This is a genomic window from Paenibacillus pinihumi DSM 23905 = JCM 16419 (assembly GCF_000422505.1).
Lineage (GTDB): Bacteria > Bacillota > Bacilli > Paenibacillales > Paenibacillaceae > Paenibacillus_D > Paenibacillus_D pinihumi.
On the sequence record NZ_AULX01000006.1, the window covers coordinates 549,173 to 564,836 of the forward strand.

15 protein-coding genes, 7 tRNA genes and 1 rRNA gene are annotated in these 15,664 nt (G+C 48.6%); 2 read left to right on the forward strand and 21 right to left on the reverse strand.

Annotation, left to right across the window (positions count from 1 at the left end; translation table 11 throughout):
- Window positions 1-160 precede the first annotated feature (160 nt).
- From H583_RS0102415 to H583_RS0102425, 3 genes are all read right to left on the reverse strand, one after another.
- Window positions 161-469 carry a sugar phosphate isomerase/epimerase gene (locus H583_RS0102415; protein WP_154665780.1) on the reverse strand — a complete coding sequence of 103 codons (309 nt, stop codon included), beginning with the start codon at window positions 467-469 and terminating at the stop codon, window positions 161-163.
- On the reverse strand, window positions 439-1,512 hold the full coding sequence (locus H583_RS0102420; protein ID WP_028559073.1) for a Gfo/Idh/MocA family protein: 1,074 nt from the start codon (window positions 1,510-1,512) through the stop codon (window positions 439-441). The genes H583_RS0102415 and H583_RS0102420 overlap by 31 nt, the downstream gene beginning before the upstream one ends.
- 188 nt (window positions 1,513-1,700) lie before the next feature.
- The gene (locus H583_RS0102425) at window positions 1,701-2,225 is read right to left on the reverse strand and encodes a 5' nucleotidase, NT5C type (RefSeq protein WP_028559074.1); all 525 of its coding nucleotides are present in this window, start codon (window positions 2,223-2,225) and stop codon (window positions 1,701-1,703) included.
- A gap of 156 nt (window positions 2,226-2,381) precedes the next feature.
- On the opposite strand from H583_RS0102425, the gene H583_RS0102430 reads away from it, so the two are divergent.
- Both H583_RS0102430 and H583_RS0102435 read left to right on the forward strand, forming a co-directional pair.
- Window positions 2,382-3,134: a DeoR/GlpR family DNA-binding transcription regulator gene (locus H583_RS0102430; protein ID WP_028559075.1), complete on the forward strand. Its 753-nt coding sequence runs from the start codon at window positions 2,382-2,384 to the stop codon at window positions 3,132-3,134.
- Between the two features lie 41 nt (window positions 3,135-3,175).
- Window positions 3,176-4,243, forward strand: coding sequence for an undecaprenyldiphospho-muramoylpentapeptide beta-N-acetylglucosaminyltransferase (locus H583_RS0102435; RefSeq protein ID WP_036708245.1), 1,068 nt, complete (start codon window positions 3,176-3,178; stop codon window positions 4,241-4,243).
- Between the two features lie 121 nt (window positions 4,244-4,364).
- On the opposite strand, the gene H583_RS31660 is transcribed toward H583_RS0102435, so the two are convergent.
- From H583_RS31660 to H583_RS0102525, 18 genes are all read right to left on the reverse strand, one after another.
- Window positions 4,365-5,114, reverse strand: a complete 750-nt coding sequence (locus H583_RS31660; RefSeq protein ID WP_051235866.1) for an ABC transporter permease — start codon at window positions 5,112-5,114, stop codon at window positions 4,365-4,367.
- Window positions 5,111-5,821, reverse strand: coding sequence for an ABC transporter ATP-binding protein (locus H583_RS0102445; protein WP_036708105.1), 711 nt, complete (start codon window positions 5,819-5,821; stop codon window positions 5,111-5,113). The genes H583_RS31660 and H583_RS0102445 overlap by 4 nt, the downstream gene beginning before the upstream one ends.
- Window position 5,822: 1 nt before the next feature.
- Window positions 5,823-6,365, reverse strand: coding sequence for a PadR family transcriptional regulator (locus tag H583_RS0102450; RefSeq protein ID WP_028559078.1), 543 nt, complete (start codon window positions 6,363-6,365; stop codon window positions 5,823-5,825).
- A gap of 196 nt (window positions 6,366-6,561) precedes the next feature.
- Window positions 6,562-7,305, reverse strand: a complete 744-nt coding sequence (locus H583_RS0102455) for an ABC transporter permease (RefSeq protein ID WP_028559079.1) — start codon at window positions 7,303-7,305, stop codon at window positions 6,562-6,564.
- Window positions 7,305-8,045, reverse strand: coding sequence for an ABC transporter ATP-binding protein (locus tag H583_RS0102460; protein ID WP_028559080.1), 741 nt, complete (start codon window positions 8,043-8,045; stop codon window positions 7,305-7,307). The genes H583_RS0102455 and H583_RS0102460 overlap by 1 nt, the downstream gene beginning before the upstream one ends.
- 262 nt (window positions 8,046-8,307) lie before the next feature.
- Window positions 8,308-9,444: a lantibiotic dehydratase C-terminal domain-containing protein gene (locus H583_RS0102465; RefSeq protein WP_028559081.1), complete on the reverse strand. Its 1,137-nt coding sequence runs from the start codon at window positions 9,442-9,444 to the stop codon at window positions 8,308-8,310.
- A gap of 507 nt (window positions 9,445-9,951) precedes the next feature.
- A complete protein-coding gene (locus H583_RS0102470) occupies window positions 9,952-10,608 on the reverse strand; it encodes a response regulator transcription factor (RefSeq protein WP_028559082.1) in 657 nt (218 codons plus the stop codon).
- Between the two features lie 49 nt (window positions 10,609-10,657).
- On the reverse strand, window positions 10,658-12,994 hold the full coding sequence (locus H583_RS0102475) for an ATP-binding protein (protein ID WP_028559083.1): 2,337 nt from the start codon (window positions 12,992-12,994) through the stop codon (window positions 10,658-10,660).
- A 25-nt stretch (window positions 12,995-13,019) separates the two neighbouring features.
- On the reverse strand, window positions 13,020-13,199 hold the full coding sequence (comX, locus tag H583_RS31665) for a competence pheromone ComX (RefSeq protein ID WP_036708109.1): 180 nt from the start codon (window positions 13,197-13,199) through the stop codon (window positions 13,020-13,022).
- A 148-nt stretch (window positions 13,200-13,347) separates the two neighbouring features.
- Entirely contained in the window at window positions 13,348-14,262 is a 915-nt protein-coding gene (locus H583_RS0102485) for a polyprenyl synthetase family protein (RefSeq protein WP_028559084.1), read from the reverse strand.
- A gap of 558 nt (window positions 14,263-14,820) precedes the next feature.
- Window positions 14,821-14,901 (reverse strand) — tRNA-Leu (locus tag H583_RS0102490).
- Window positions 14,902-14,916: 15 nt separating this feature from the next.
- Window positions 14,917-14,992 (reverse strand) — tRNA-Lys (locus H583_RS0102495).
- Window positions 14,993-15,001: 9 nt separating this feature from the next.
- A tRNA-Gln gene (locus H583_RS0102500) sits at window positions 15,002-15,076 on the reverse strand.
- A 4-nt stretch (window positions 15,077-15,080) separates the two neighbouring features.
- Window positions 15,081-15,156: transfer RNA gene (locus H583_RS0102505), tRNA-Val, on the reverse strand.
- A 7-nt stretch (window positions 15,157-15,163) separates the two neighbouring features.
- Window positions 15,164-15,238 (reverse strand) — tRNA-Glu (locus tag H583_RS0102510).
- A gap of 8 nt (window positions 15,239-15,246) precedes the next feature.
- Window positions 15,247-15,322, reverse strand: a tRNA-Thr gene (locus H583_RS0102515).
- A 7-nt stretch (window positions 15,323-15,329) separates the two neighbouring features.
- Window positions 15,330-15,402: transfer RNA gene (locus H583_RS0102520), tRNA-Asn, on the reverse strand.
- Between the two features lie 77 nt (window positions 15,403-15,479).
- A 23S ribosomal RNA gene (locus H583_RS0102525) occupies window positions 15,480-15,664 on the reverse strand; the annotation flags it as partial.

Consider the following 15,664-nt stretch of genomic DNA (forward strand, 5'->3'; position numbering starts at 1 on the left):
AGCCAACATCCATCTGTTTTTCACTGGCTCGAGCAAAAAAAGCTTACGGTATCCTGCTATAGCCTCTTGCATGAAAACCATTGGAAACTGGAAGCAAGAGATCGTCAATTACCATCGTTGCCGATGGACCAGCGCTTGTATCCCTAAACATAACCACCCATTACAATTGCAGTTTTTTCCTGATAAAATTCAGGCTTTCCTCTACTTGATGCTCCCCAAGGCCATGTACAATCAACGCTCCCTGAAATGAAACCGACTGCAATAAATGCAAATAAAAATCATAATCCACGATACCCTGACCCGCTGCGGTAAATTCCTGGGCTTCATCACCACTCACATCTTTGGCATGGGCAATAATAATGGAATCACCAATTAGCTCGAAGGCTTCCTCCAGTATCGAATTCCGATTGAAAGTTTTCGCGAAAATCCCCAGCTCCATCATACACCACCGGAGACGTCGGCCAGCCAAATCTTCTCCCCTGTCTCCACCGATCTGGCGATAGCTGTCATCGCCCGCATCGCCTGAATACCGTCCTGCACATTTGCCCCCTTCATTGGAGTGCCGTGCAAGATCGTATTTGCGAACGACTCCAGCTGAAGCTTGAAGAAATGGGCATCCTCGCCTAACGGGCGTCTGTACAGCCCGTCCCTGGCCGAGAAAACCTCCACATCACTGGCCTTGAACAACCAGGGATTGTAGGTTTTGGCCGTGACACTTCCTTGCTCCCCGTACACCTGGAAGCCCTCATGCCAATCCATCCGGACGGCCACCGTCAGATCCAGCTGTCCAATCGCACCGCTGGCATATTCAATCGTGATCATCCAATTGTACGCCCCGAATTTTTGCACATGCCAGGCATGCACGCTCACAATATCCCCACCGAGGAATCTGGCCGTATCCACGAGATGGCTGCCGTGCGTCAGCATATAGTAACGCTGTCTATCCAGCTTCGGGTTGCCCTCCGGTCGTAACGCCGCTTCACTCGATACCATGACCGGCATCACATTCTCCGTCACCTGATACCGGTACGTGGAATCACAATACCAGGCTTTCAAGGCCAGCAGTTCGCCCATTTCCTCCTGAATGAACTGATGTGCATAAGCAATGCCCGGATCGAAACGCTTCATGTTCCCCACCTGCAAGACCAGCTCTGACGCACGCACCTCAGCTTCCAACTGCTCACACTCCTGAATGGTTACTCCCAGCGGCTTTTCTACCAGCACATGCTTGCCCGCGCGAATCGCCTTGAGTGCCATCGGGACATGGAATTGGTCAGCAATGCCAATGACGACAGCATCGACTCCGGGATCAGCCAGCATGTCGTCATAATTGATATAAGCCTTCTTCGGTTGATGGACAGCCTTCACACGATCCAATAAATCCTCTGCTACATCACAAATGGCATACAGCTCCGCATTGCCAGCCCTTGCACAAGCCTCCAGATGCGCCGCCTGAGAGATTGTCCCGCAGCCCAGTGTCCCGATTTGCAGCTTCCCCTGTTCCTGTTTCATTTCCCGTCACTCCCATCTGTGAATCTTCAATTAACATGCCAGCTATCCGATAGAGCTGGATCATTTCAATTCGCACAGGCAAGCGGAATATATAATAAAACGAAGACTTGAGAGAGGACGCCTTGTGGAAAGCTCTTCTGATCTCAGTTGTTTCCGGATTTCTTGAAGAATCCCCAGTCCTGCTTTATCTAACCAAGAAAATAATCCCTGACTTCCAACCAGTTGTTCACCCGGACGCAGCCTGTCTCGTATATGTTATGAGGAGAAGTAAACAGAAGGCCTTGACCCTGGAATCTCGTAAAGTGACGGGAGTTGTCATCGATCAGGTAATCAGCATGAATGATGCTCTTATCCCCGCAAAAGACAAAATTCATATCCTTGAGAAATCCGAAATGCTCTTTCAGCCATTCGTATTTTGCTGTGAAGGAGCTTGGAAATTCCATCGCCGCTGTCGTAATAAAAATTTCATAGGTTCGGCTTAACTCTTCAATCACCTGCTGGCTGTCCTTCATGACAGGCAAATCACGAAAGAAATTAGAGGCAATGATATGCTCACGCACCTGGTCATTCAAATGCGGACGAATCTGGGTAAGCTTTTTTCCATTGAATTCATCCAGCGTTACATTTCCCTGATATTCGCGGTTCACCAGATCTATAATCTTCAAATTAAAATCCGCCATAACCTCATCCATGTCAATTGCAATTCGCTTCATCTCTCTTCACTCCTTACCATATTTCGGGCACGCATTTCTCTTCGAAAAACTATGGCTTACCCTTCATAATATTGACCAAAACAAGGAAAATCAAATATAATAAACTCAGTATAACACGCATAAACACGCAAATTCAATTATAAACAAGGAGATCCTATGTTACGAGAAGAACGGCACCAGCTCATTCTGGAACGTTTAATACAGAAAGGCAAGGTCGTAGCGACCGAGCTCAGCCAGCAATTACAGGTATCCGAAGATACCATCCGGCGGGATTTACGGGAAATGGATGCAGCCGGTTTGCTTCATCGCGTTCACGGCGGCGCACTCCCGAAAGCGCCTGCAGCAGTCCGCTATGATGATCGGCAGCTTCATTCAATTGAAGCCAAAGAACAGCTTGCCGAGAAAGCTGTTTCCCTGGTACGTGACGGTCAAGTCATTATTATGGACGGTGGAACAACGACATTGCGTGTGGCAGAGCGGCTTCCCCGGCAGCTTTCAGCAACCGTAGTTACCAATTGCCCTCCGATTGCCGTAGCGCTCGCATCACATCCCGGAATTGAAGTCATCATGCTGGGTGGACATTTATTCAAAAATTCACTCATCAACATCGGTGCGGCGACCGTCAGCGCCCTGTCCAATATCCGGGCGGATTTGTGTTTCATCGGGGTTTATTGCATACATCCTGAAATTGGTCTCAGCGTACCCTTTATAGAAGAGATGCATGTGAAGCGGCAAATGATCGCCTCATCCTCCGAGGTCGTTGCCATTGCAACGGCAGATAAGCTCGGCACTTCATCTTCCTTTATCTTTTCGCCCGCAAACGCGTTGAGCTGTCTGGTGACAGAACCGGAGGTTTCTGCCGGCACACTGGCACCCTACCGGGAACTGGGGATTACCGTTATGCAATAGTCTCTGAATATTCGAGGAGTGAATGCACATTGAAAAAAATTATGTTCACAGGCGGCGGATCAGCCGGACATGTGACTGTCAACCTTGCGTTAATCCCTCTATTTCTGGAGGAGGGCTGGTCCGTTGATTATATCGGTTCCGTGTCCGGTATCGAACGGCAGCTTATTTCATCCGTGGAAGACGTCAACTACTTCGGCATTTCCACAGGCAAGCTGCGCCGTTATTTGGACTGGCAAAATATAAAGGACCCCTTCCGGGTCATCAAGGGAATCTGTCAGGCCTTCCGTCTGATCCAAAAACAAAAGCCGGACATCCTCTTCTCCAAGGGAGGCTTCGTCTCCGTTCCTGTTGTGCTTGGGGCATGGCTGAACCGGGTTCCTGTACTTATTCATGAGTCCGACTTGACGCCGGGGCTGGCAAACAAATTGTCTATCCCGTTCACCACGGGCGTCTGTACGACATTTCCGGAGACCGGGAAGCATCTCCCTTCCGGCAAAGCCCGTTATATCGGGGCTATTATCAGGGAACAGCTCAAGGAAGGCAATGCTCAAAAAGGCCGCGAGTTCTGTCGATTTACTTCCGCCAAGCCGGTTCTCCTTATTATGGGCGGCAGCCTCGGCTCTCAAGCAATCAATAACGCTGTCCGTGCCGATCTTCGATCACTAGCCAGACGTTTTCAGATTATTCATCTATGCGGGAAGGGGCAGATCGATCCCTCCTTGAATCTTGCAGACTACCGGCAGTATGAGTACGTTAACGAAGAGCTTCCAGACCTGCTTGCCCTGTCAGACATCATCGTCTCCCGTGCCGGTTCCAACTCTATTTTCGAATTCCTGCATCTGCGGAAGCCTATGCTTCTGATTCCGCTTACCAGAGCGCAAAGCCGCGGAGACCAGTTGCTCAATGCCCAGTCATTTGAGACTGCCGGTTTCGCCAAGGTGCTGAACGAAGAACATCTGACACCGGATACACTGGCTGAACACACTGCCGACCTTTTGAAGAATAAAACCAGCTACATTGCCCGTATGCAAAAAACACCTGCCACGGATACACTGAAAATTTTATTTAATCTCATTAAGAATACAGCAAAGCCCACTAAACAAGTTTAATTTCCAACCTCCATCATCTTCAAAACTAATAAAACCCTGCTTATCCCCGTCTCGTCATGCAAAGTACGTGGATAAGCAGGATAACAGATCAAGCGGTTAAAGGGTAGATTTAAGACAGAACTTAATACTGTCTTCTAATAGCGAGGAAGCTGGTGCGGCTATCCCATCTGAATGTAACTGCAGCCAACACTACGAAGAGGACGGTGAATAGAAACAGCAGACTCATAGGCACAAGAACCTCTGTTAGTTGGCCTGTGAGCGCAGCGGTCTGCCCGTTAATCATGTGGGCGAACGGGAAGAACTCGCCTGTCAGCTTGATCCAGGCTGGTGCCTGTTCCAGACTATAGAACGCGCTGCTCCCGAAAATCATCGGAATTTGCAGCAGATTGGATAAACTGTTGATTTGGCCTTCATTGGATGCCAGATTCGCTATGACAAAGCCAAGTGCTGTAAAGCACAGCGTTCCCAAAAGCAGCAGCCCTGTAAACAGAAGCAGGTTGACAATGGAATACGTCAAACCAAATAACAGCAAACCTGTTGCCAAAATGATTCCGTTGATCGCCAGTCCGACTACTGTTCTGGCGAGGGTAACTGTGAGGATGAAAGACAGGATGGAAAACGGGGTCATCATGAGCAGCTTGTAGACACCGCGGCTTCTTTGCTGATACACCTGAAAGGCGATTCCCTGCACTCCCCAGAATAAAGCTCCGAGAGCGGTAACACCGGCGATCAGCTTCTCCTGATACTCTGGCGTATCGAAATACATCCCCAGCCCGATTAGCAGTGCCAACGGAAAAATCAGTGAATAGAACAGCGTGATCTTATCCTTTAGCGTTAACCCCAGCATAGCCGCAAAGATGGTGCTTTTCATATGACCGCCCCCATTGTTTTATTCAAGTACAGCTCCTCCAGCGTTTCAGACTGGTGCTGCATCAACAGTTCCCCGGCAGTGCCCTCGGCAGCCACTTTCCCTTTATCAATCAGGAGAATCCGGTCTGCAAGCTTCCCGACCTCTTCCATGTCGTGCGAGGTGAAAATGATCGCTGTCCCCTTCGCCGACAACTCACGAATCAGTTCATGAATGTCCCGTCTGGCCCGCGGGTCCAAAGCAGCGGTAGGCTCATCGAGAAACAGCAGCTTCGGTGAATGGGCCAGTGTAAGCGCAATAGCGAGTCTCTTTTGCTGTCCTCCTGACAGCCGGGAAGCCTCCAGCTTCTCCATCCCTTGAAGGCCCGATATCGCAAGCAGCTCGATGGACCGCTGCCGCGACAGCTTTTGTCCATAGAAAGCTGCGAACATTCGCAGGTTCTGCATGACTGTCATGCCGGGGAAAAACGGTGTATCCTGAAGCTGCACGCCTACCTGGCTGCGGTAATTCTCCTCCCAGTAAGTGACGGTTCCGGCATCCGCCTTTCTCAGACCGAGCATCATATCCATAGATGTCGATTTACCTGCGCCGTTCGGCCCGATAATCGCGATTATTTCTCCTTCTGCTGCCTGGATGCTCACCCCGTCTACGACCTTCCGCTCCCCGTAGTGCTTGACGAGACCTTTCGCTTGAACCAAAGATTTAATCATCTTAATCCTCCTCGCGTTTACGTACTATTTCGGACTTCAGTTTTTGCAGAAAGCTTAAATGAAGCTCGTAGTGATCGTACATATTATCGAACGAAAGCCGGACAATTGCAGGGAGATCTCCTTCCTGTTGTTTTTGCTCCTCCCCGTACTTCATTTCCTCATAATCCTTTGTTATTTTCGCAATTTGCTGGTCCAGAGCTGCCACTGCTTCATCAGCCGGTATCCATGCAAGAAATGAAATGCCGGTATACAACGGAGCCGGGAAAGCGATCGAAGATATGCTCAGTGATTCTGTAATGAGCTTCTTCATCTCCTGCTCCCCGCTTGGGGTAATCCGGTAGATGGCCTTGGAGCGGTTGCCTGTTTGCTCCACCGAAGCAATCTCTACAAATTTCTCTTGCTCCATTTTTTTAAGCGCATGATAAATCGATCCGGGCAAAATTCCCGCCCATTTGTCAGATTGCAGCATTTGGAGCATCTGATGCATTTGGTATCCGGACATCGGTCCGTTTCTTAATAAGCCCAACACCATAAGACGGGTCATTTCTAAAACCTCCAATTTTGTATAGTCAACGTTGAATATTATTTGATTTTTATAGTATCACTATTAAATTACAATGTAAAGCCCAAATTGTAAAAAATGGAATACACCATGACACCGCACAGCAAAAACAGCCCTCACCGATACTAACCGGCGGAGCTGTCCGAACGAAGAAGCTCAATATGCTGTTGTTGTCGGCCTACTCGATATCCCAGCGGAAGAAGCGGATTCCGATGATGATCCCAGCAGTCAGAATGCTGCCCAGAACGATCGCATCCAATGTGCTGGCAGAGGTGAAGAGCTGTCCTGTCCAGCCATTTTGCATCATATGTACCGCATATTTAAGCGGAATAAACATGGATACAGTCTGCAAGCCATTTGGCAGATTATCGAGGGGAATTGTCGCGCCGGACAGAAACATCATCGGATACATCGCAACAAAACCAATCGCCATTGCGCTCTGAAACCGTTTGGCAATACTTGCAACCACAAAGCCTATAGCGAAAAACGTAACCGCTGAGAAAATCAGCGACAGCAAGAATTGCAGCAAATGGTTGGAAACAGGCGCACCAAACGCATACTTGGCAATTAGAATAATTTCCAGCGCTCCTGCAAAAACGGCGAAGAACCCTTTTGTTAAAATCGCCTGAAACACATAAGCAGGCTTCAGCGGCGTACCCTTCAACCGTTTATATACCCCTTTTTCCCGGTCAATGACGACTTGCAAACCAATAATGAAGAATCCTGCAGTGAACAGAATAACACCGATCATGCCTGGAATATACTGGTCAAAATAAGTCATATCCCCGTATTGCCGAGTACCGAACAAGCTTCCGAAGAAATAGAAGCATAAGGCGGGCATAATAAAGACAAAGAATAAACCGATAATTTCGCGAAAAAACATTCTCATTTCCATTTTCGTATGCGTAAGCATGGCTTGCATTATGCGGACACCCCATTCTGAAATACAGCCATCTGTAAATAGACATCCTCCATGGTTCCGTTCCCTCCAGGCAGCTGTGCGATAAGCTCATCCGGTGTCCCGCTGGCGAACAGCTTCCCTTCCACCACGACAGCAACGCGGTCACAATGCGTTTCTACTTCTTCCATGTCATGCGTGGATACAACAATTGTCTTGCCCTCTTCCTTCATCAGCTCCACAATATCCCAAAGTTCTGCACGGGCCTGCGGTTCAAGTCCTGCCGTTGGCTCATCGAGGAATATGATCTCCGGATCATTCACCAGTGCAATTGCCAGTGCAGTGCGCTGCTGCAAGCCGCCGGACAGTTTTCTGACGTACTTATTCAAGTAAGGCTCCAACGAGAACATGCCGATTATTTCATCCAAGCATCTGGTCTTGTTGTAGTAGGAATGGAATTGCTTGAGTGCCTCCTTCACCTTCACCCGGTCAAAAAGCGAAGTCGCCTGCAACTGGATACCGATTTTGTGCTTCAGCGTCTCCTCCTCCTGCACAACATCCAGACCCAAGACGTTGATGCTTCCGCCATCAGCCTTTCGAACCCCCATCAGCATCTCCAGCAACGTTGATTTTCCTGCCCCTTTCGGGCCGATTACACCATATACCTCCCCTTTATTCACCGACAGAGAGATTCCCTGTACAGCATGGACTTTACCGTAGGATTTTGTAACGTCATTCACCTCAATTACATGTTCATTTTTCATTAATGGATGCCTCCCCTTCCGAATACCTGCCAGGCAAGTATTCCATTTATTAAAATGGAAGTTAATACCATGAATTGTTAAAGTTATAGTCTAATCTTAGCTGAAAAGCAAGCCCGCAACACCGAAATTCAACCTGCATAACACCGCAGAATCATTGCAGTCGCCCAATTGCTTTTGCGGTGTACACCAATTCTTCAGCACCGTAAGCATTTTCACCACAGTAAGGAGACACAAGCTATAGGTTGCTTTCTATTATTTTCAGCTAATTTGCATAGGGTTCCGCCGGTGAACCAACTGCCAGCTCTCTTTGCCGTCTCTGCCTTAATCCTGTATATCTTCCGGTAAGTTCCTGCCAGGTCGTCCCGTAAAGACGCTCCACTGCAGATGAGATCAGCTCGCACAAAATATGCTTCATATGCGGGGTGATTCCCATTAGCGGCATTAAATAATAGAAGGCGTTAACCGGAATCCGGTAGGCCGCATATGCTGGTGACCCAAAAAGGTGCTCGGCCTGCTTCCCCCAGCGGCCACGGGTCTCATCCTCATAATGATCTTCAAGCGACTTGTACTGCTCTTTGGGAACTACCAGCTCCCCTTTAAACGCTACTTTATAAGCCCGGTCATAAAGTGTCTTTGCAACCACCGACCATTGCCGCAACAGCGGATCAGCCCCTGCATAGACCCCGTCCTCAAGGCAATCAGTAATCGCCTGGACCTGATAGCGAATTTGCCTGCCAAGCTGATCTGTCCAATTCGCCATATGTCTTCTTACCGCATCCGGTTCGGGGAACTGATTGATGTAGCCTTCAAGCTGGGAGCGGTAAGACAAGTGTCCGCGCAGCAGCCCTTCTTCCGGATACAAGCTGCCGATAATCGCCATAAGCTGTACAACAAGGCCATATCGTTCCTCATCGCTTATTTCTGTCCGCTCCAGCGTCTCCAATAGCAGCGGGGCTGTATCCGAGTAGAAGCAGCGCAGCATTTCCCCAAGCTCCGGACTGCCCATGTCTTCGCTGAGATGATCTGCCGGGCCGGATACAATTGTATTATCAGCCTGCAGCGGCTCATACGGCCCCGGCTCGAATTCCCACCCGCCAAGCTTGCGGCTTAACGCAATATAAGATTCAGAATTGAGCACTGTACTTGATGGGGAATCCTGCAAATACTCCTCCAGGCGCCTTTTAATGTATGGCAGCACCTCCTCATAATACCGCTGTTCACCACAGTCCTTAATGTCCACTATAAGGGCCAGATGCGGTCCCAGCTTCCAATGGCGCCGCATATATTGCCGCCGGATGCCAAATTGCTCCCTAAGCTCCCTCATGACAGGTCCAAAAGCATGCTTCAGTAGCTCTTCTTTGTTATCGTTGTAATAATAAACTCTAATGGATTGCCACATACGCTCTCCCCTTCTTTTGCGTAACGACTGCCTCTGCTTGCCCGCGAAAGACACACAGGCCGCCGTCTGTATGTACCGCCAGTCTGTTCCAGACCGGAAGCCTCCCTATCTGATATACGCAATCACGACAGCTGCTATCACCGGAAAGTAAAAAATGCTTTTGGTGGACTCACCTGCTTCGGTATCCTTTTTATTTCAAGCTATGGTGCAATGCTTATCCTATAACTAAATCATAAAACAGCCCAGGAAGTTTTTCACCGAAATCCGACCTGGAGAATAACGCAGACTTCCTACGTGAACCGCAACTTGAGGGCGCAATACCATTGCGGGTTGGCGTGCTTCAAGACTTCTGTATAGGCGGTACCGTAATAGGACTTGCGGTAGGCAGTGTCCTCACTCCTCACGGAGCACATCCTGTGCACATTAAAAATCCCCGCCCTCATTCCAATGAATGAGATCGGGGATTCCAGAATCAATAATGCTTCGCGTCGTACAGATCCAATCTGCTTACACGATTTCATGGTCATTAATGAGACCAAGCCGGTTCGATTCACTGATTGCCTCTGAGCGGGAACGAACCTTAAGCTTTTCAAATATGCGGGTCAAGTTATACTCTACTGTCCGTTGGCTCATATACAGCTTGGTTGCAATTTCCCTGTTGCTGCTGCCCTTGGCGACCTCCCGCAAGATTTGCTGCTCCTTCTCATTGATCGAGACTTCCTCGATCACCTGGCCGTCCGACTGCTGGAACCGGACTTCACTGCGCCGTAATTGCCGCAGCAGAGGAACAGGAATGACAGCCTCTCCCCGCAAGGAGCAGCGAATGGTCGTAATCAACTGCTCTCTGGATGATGCTTTACTGATAAATCCGGATGCTCCCGCTTCAATGAGCATATTAAAATGAGCAGCAATATCATATCCCGTATAAATAAGCACAACCGTATCCGGGTGCGCTCCCGTCACCCGGCGGGTCAGTTCCAACCCGCTAATGACCGGCATGTTCAGATCGAACAGCATCACATCGAACTCTTCCTGCTCAATAAGCTGGAGCGCTTCCGCCCCGGAGAATACGATCGTGACCTTCATATCCGAGTCATGTTCAATCATATGTTTTGTTCCTTCTCCGACAGAAGGATGATCGTCCACCAGCAGTACACGAATCATAATGCCCCTCCTTTAAGTGCCTGACAATGAGGCTTGATCAGCCCGGCTGTTAGATGGCTTGATGAACCGTACCATGCTGTGGCAGAGGCAGCCAAATCGAGACCTCCAGCCCTTCTCCCAAAGCCGTCTGAAATTCAACATCTCCTTCAAGGCCCCACACCCGCTCACGAATGCCGGACAGCCCCATATGCTGAAAAGACGATTGAAGCCTTTCCTGCTCCATCCCTATCCCGTTATCCCGATAGCGGTAGCGGATTTTTTCCCCGTCATGGAACAGTTCCACATCTACTTTCGTTGCCTTGGAATGCTTCATGCTGTTACGAAGCAGTTCCTGCGTAATTCGATAAATGGTGAGTACATACTCATCATCCAGCATATTATGAAATTCACTATGCTGAAAATTGATTGTATAGTTCGCATGAAGCTGTGCCCTTGTACACAGGTCGCCTACAGCTCCAATGACGCCCATTTCTTTCAGGAACGGGGGCCGCAGCTCATTGCATGTCTCACGAATTTGATGGATGACATCAAGCAGACCTTCCTGAATATCCATAAGCTCCGCTTTTGTCCCTTCAGACAGCTCAAGATTATCATTCGTCAGCGATTCCAGCCTGCGGTACCAGAGCAATTGATCCTGCAGTGCGGAATCGTGCAGGTCGCTGGCCAGCTTGCGCCGCTCATGCTCAGACAGTCTGAACAGCAAACGAAGCACCCAAGGCGGCGCCTTCTCGCTGTCCCTGGTATCCAGATCCTGCACAAGCCCCTCGATCAGCTGCAGATTTTCATATACGAAACCGACATAGGTGATCAGAGTTCTGAGCCATACCCGTTCATCATGGTTGAACTCCATGCGATTATCCTTATCACTAATCCACATCAAATGCTGTACAGACTGGCTTTGACCGATGACATAACAACATCCGCCCACAGTTCTCAGGTACTCGCCGACATTCAAATGGCGGGTGCCATATCTGATCTGCGGCAATATATCCTGAAATACGAACGGACCATAGCTTTTTTTCAATGTAATTCCATTCGATTTCGTATCCCGCTCCAGGAAACTGACCGAGCTGATAGGCAGTAAAGCCAGCGCTTCCTCAGCAAGGCTTTGCTCCAGTTCATGGACTTTCATGACATTCCCGACTTTTTTGGAGAAGCCTTCGAGGCTTTGCTCATAGCGGTGCGCCCCTTTAATCAGCCGGTTGCGGACCTTTTGATCCAGCAGTTCCTTCAAATACAAAAACAGAATGACACCAATATATACCACCAGAAAAGACTGCAGCCATTGTACAGAATGGAACGGCTGCTGTTGCATCAGCATCCCTACAAGCGGTACTAATAGAAAGGTTGGAATAATAGCAATCAGACAATAGTAACGCAAGCGCCCAATAATAAATTCAATATCCAACAACTGCCTGGAGGCAACCAGATACATGTAAATTAACGGCAAAACGAGAAAAAACGAGGCTGCTACTCCAGCCTCAACCAGTTGTTTTCCTAACAGCGCCAACGGAAGAATATATAAAATAATAAACGGAGCAAACGCTCCAACATTTCCGAAGATCATATATTTCAGCAGCGAGCCATGCGGTGTCTGCCGGTATTTTGCATACATACGGACAAGCAAATACCAGACACAAAGCATTTCAACAGAGAACAAAATCACGATCCCAAAGTTGCTGCCGATAAGAAAGCCGATTGAGGTTTTGGTTCGGTTAACCCATTCAAGCAAAAGCCAAACAGCTATAACTATGTATAGAAGATGCCCGGTCTTAAAGGGCAAAACTTTTATATTGCGGAGACGGAAATACTCTACAAGGAATTGCAGAAAAATAACCGGGACTCCCAAAATACAAATTTTCATAAACAAATAAGAAAAAATATCACCGCGCACTCCTGTACCGGCGGCCAAAAATCCTAAAGCGACGGACATAAAAAACAAGATGAGATATATGGCCGGCTTGTCGTCGGGCTTCTTGTATGCAATAAAGGTAGAGAATAGATAGAAGAGTGTAAAAAGCATAATCGGCACAATGGTCAAGTTAAACGACAGGGGCTGTTTGGACATATCACTAAAATCAAAAGGCAGCAGCTCGCCATCACGTTCAACGACTATGTTTTGTGCCGTTTGTATATTACCGGACCATACTAACCAGTCGTTCTCGGCAGGAGGGCCTCCATTCAGCTCCTGGATTACATCGCCAACCCGGATTCCGCTCTTGGCTGACCAGGCCTCCTGCTCGATATTACTGACGAGAAATTGGTCTCCGTCATATGTCGTACTAATCGCAATATATGGAACATTGAAATGAACCCATATAAAGTAGAAAGCGAACAGCAGAGCGACCGTTAATAGTGCCCACGTTCTTCTTGATGCAGACCTCAAATGCCCTTCATCCTTTCAACTGCTCTCAGTACGACATCCAGTAGTTATTGTTAACCTTTTTCTCGGAGAGTGTTTCGGATTTCAACACATCAACCAGTGCACGCTGTTCTACAGCACTTACACCAACCAGGGATACACGATTTTGCAGCAGCAGGTTCAAAAGCTCCGGACTTTGTTTCAATTGAGCCACCAAGTTTTTAATCATTTTAAACTACCACCTCTCGTTATTTTCTTTACACCTTTACTATAACATGGGCTTTTGTTCCTTGCATCGACAATGATGTTGTGGAATCACGCAGTTATCATTGCGCGTTCTTTGCGTGATTGAAGTGCGGTTTTTGCGCGGCACGCAGCTACATATATTGTCTCAGCTTCTCCTTCCAGTGCTCCTCCAGTTCCATAGCTGACAGCACCTGCTCAACCTCATACTCTTTGATTCTCGCATGTACCCGGGCATATTCAATGCAACCGCATTCCTGGACATATTGCATAAGCTCCTGCTTATGCTCAAGAACCTCATCCCGGCTCAATTCGCCGTCATAATAGGCTCTCAGCATATCTGCCTTTTCGCCAGGCTCCTCCAATACATAGAATAGAGGCAGCGTCCGCTTGCGATGCAGCAGATCATTTCGCTTATCCCATCTTTCCACCCCCGCGATATCATTGCGGAGTTGCGCAGCTACACCAAGCGCTTGTCCATAGGCAGCGACGCTCTCATTGTATTCCCCCGTTGCCAATGCCGTACCTGCAAGACAGACGGCGGCTACCAGGGCGCCTGATTTATCCGCAATCATTTGCAAACATTCCTCTTCTGTCGCCCATTCATTGCGCAAATCGGTATGCTGCCCATTGACCGCCTTGAGAACTCCCTGATTGAGCAGCTTCATCGCCAGCATGGCCCGCCTGTCGTCACCTTCCGCACCAAGACGCACAGCTTCAATACACAACGCCTGGAGCGCAATCGCTACATTCAGGGACAATGCTGCGGGGATCTTTGACCATGGGACTGCATCATTATCGAGATCCTGGAGATCATCATAAATATCAAGCGCCAGGATCATGATTTCCGCTGCGGCTGCAGCATATTCGGCCTGCCCGGCTGTTCCGCCGAACATTTCGCAGTGCAGTGAAGCCAGCCTGCCGAACACCCCTGATTCCGTTGCCTTGTAGGCGATAAATTCCTTCGCGAGCCTGCGCAGCTCAGGCTCATAGACATGCGACTCCACCAGTTCTACCATCTTTCCGGACAGCTCCGTTGTTGGATGCATCCCCCGTCCCGCCTCCTTGTCAAATTGATCTTGAGTGATCATTTCTATCTCTCTGATTAAACAAAAGGAGTAAAGCGATAATGTGAAATAAAAAACTCCCGAATCGCTTGGATTCAAAGGAGTCTCATCATGGAGTCTGATTGTTTGATCCCTTTGGTGCACGGCCCGCATGAAACAAAAACATGACATGACTTATACCGTCATTTATATAATTATTATACTTCATTATAAAATATTTTCCATGTGAAAATTTGCATTTTCCCCACACAGTCACGAGTACAGCAAATTAAAGAAAAAAGCGCCTGTTTCCGGTGGAAACAAAGCGCTGATTCATTTCATTTACCCGTTTTCACTTTCCCGTTATTCCTCGCCCGCTGGTTTCTTGCGAGTGGATTTAGCACGGCAATGAACAGTGCAAAACAGAGATAAAAACTTAAAAAACTGTGGATAACTCAGTTTATGTTACCATGAAATGTTACCAAATGCGGTAACAACTCCTCGTTACCACTTCAAAGAAAAAGAAAAAACCCTTGAATATCAAGGGTTCTTCTTCTGTGATGCGCATGGAGGGACTTGAACCCCCACGCCGTAGGCGCTAGATCCTAAGTCTAGTGCGTCTGCCAATTCCGCCACATGCGCGTGTTTGATAAAACATGGTGAGCCATGAAGGACTCGAACCTTCGACACCCTGATTAAAAGTCAGGTGCTCTACCAACTGAGCTAATGGCTCTTAATAAAATGGCTGGGGATCCAGGATTCGAACCTGGGAGTGACGGAGTCAAAGTCCGTTGCCTTACCGCTTGGCTAATCCCCATTAATGGTGGACGCTGACGGGATCGAACCGCCGACCCTCTGCTTGTAAGGCAGATGCTCTCCCAGCTGAGCTAAGCGTCCATATTGTTGGTGACCCGTAGGGGATTCGAACCCCTGTTACCTCCGTGAAAGGGAGGTGTCTTAACCCCTTGACCAACGGGCCTTGCAAAATGGAGCTCTCAACCGGGATCGAACCGGTGACCTCATCCTTACCATGGATGCACTCTACCTACTGAGCTATGAGAGCTAGAAGGCTCCCCGAACAGGACTCGAACCTGTGACAACTCGGTTAACAGCCGAGTGCTCTACCAACTGAGCTATCAGGGAATGCAAACTTCAATCAGCGTATTGCACACTGAAAACTGGATGCGAAAGTCAATGTGAATCATTTTAGCTAAAGTCTTTAGGATAAGCCCTCGACCGATTAGTACTGGTCAGCTCCACACATTGCTGTGCTTCCACCCCCAGCCTATCAACCTCGTCGTCTTCAAGGGGTCTTACTAATTGGGAAATCTCATCTTGAGGGGGGCTTCGCGCTTAGATGCTTTCAGCGCTTATCCCGTCCGTACATAGCTACCCAGCGGTGCTC

What these genes read in the sequence shown, in the direction of transcription:
- H583_RS0102425 (WP_028559074.1), bottom strand. Translation starts at nt 2,225, where the DNA reads ATGAAGCGAATTGCAATTGACATGGATGAGGTTATGGCGGATTTTAAT.
- H583_RS0102465 (WP_028559081.1), bottom strand. Translation starts at nt 9,444, where the DNA reads ATGTGGCAATCCATTAGAGTTTATTATTACAACGATAACAAAGAAGAG.
- H583_RS0102485 (WP_028559084.1), bottom strand. Translation starts at nt 14,262, where the DNA reads ATGCATCCAACAACGGAGCTGTCCGGAAAGATGGTAGAACTGGTGGAG.
- H583_RS0102455 (WP_028559079.1), bottom strand. Translation starts at nt 7,305, where the DNA reads ATGCAAGCCATGCTTACGCATACGAAAATGGAAATGAGAATGTTTTTT.
- H583_RS0102460 (WP_028559080.1), bottom strand. Translation starts at nt 8,045, where the DNA reads ATGAAAAATGAACATGTAATTGAGGTGAATGACGTTACAAAATCCTAC.
- H583_RS31660 (WP_051235866.1), bottom strand. Translation starts at nt 5,114, where the DNA reads ATGAAAAGCACCATCTTTGCGGCTATGCTGGGGTTAACGCTAAAGGAT.
- H583_RS0102430 (WP_028559075.1), top strand. Translation starts at nt 2,382, where the DNA reads ATGTTACGAGAAGAACGGCACCAGCTCATTCTGGAACGTTTAATACAG.
- H583_RS0102450 (WP_028559078.1), bottom strand. Translation starts at nt 6,365, where the DNA reads ATGACCCGTCTTATGGTGTTGGGCTTATTAAGAAACGGACCGATGTCC.
- H583_RS0102420 (WP_028559073.1), bottom strand. Translation starts at nt 1,512, where the DNA reads ATGAAACAGGAACAGGGGAAGCTGCAAATCGGGACACTGGGCTGCGGG.
- H583_RS0102445 (WP_036708105.1), bottom strand. Translation starts at nt 5,821, where the DNA reads ATGATTAAATCTTTGGTTCAAGCGAAAGGTCTCGTCAAGCACTACGGG.
- comX (WP_036708109.1), bottom strand. Translation starts at nt 13,199, where the DNA reads ATGATTAAAAACTTGGTGGCTCAATTGAAACAAAGTCCGGAGCTTTTG.
- H583_RS0102435 (WP_036708245.1), top strand. Translation starts at nt 3,176, where the DNA reads ATGTTCACAGGCGGCGGATCAGCCGGACATGTGACTGTCAACCTTGCG.
- H583_RS0102470 (WP_028559082.1), bottom strand. Translation starts at nt 10,608, where the DNA reads ATGATTCGTGTACTGCTGGTGGACGATCATCCTTCTGTCGGAGAAGGA.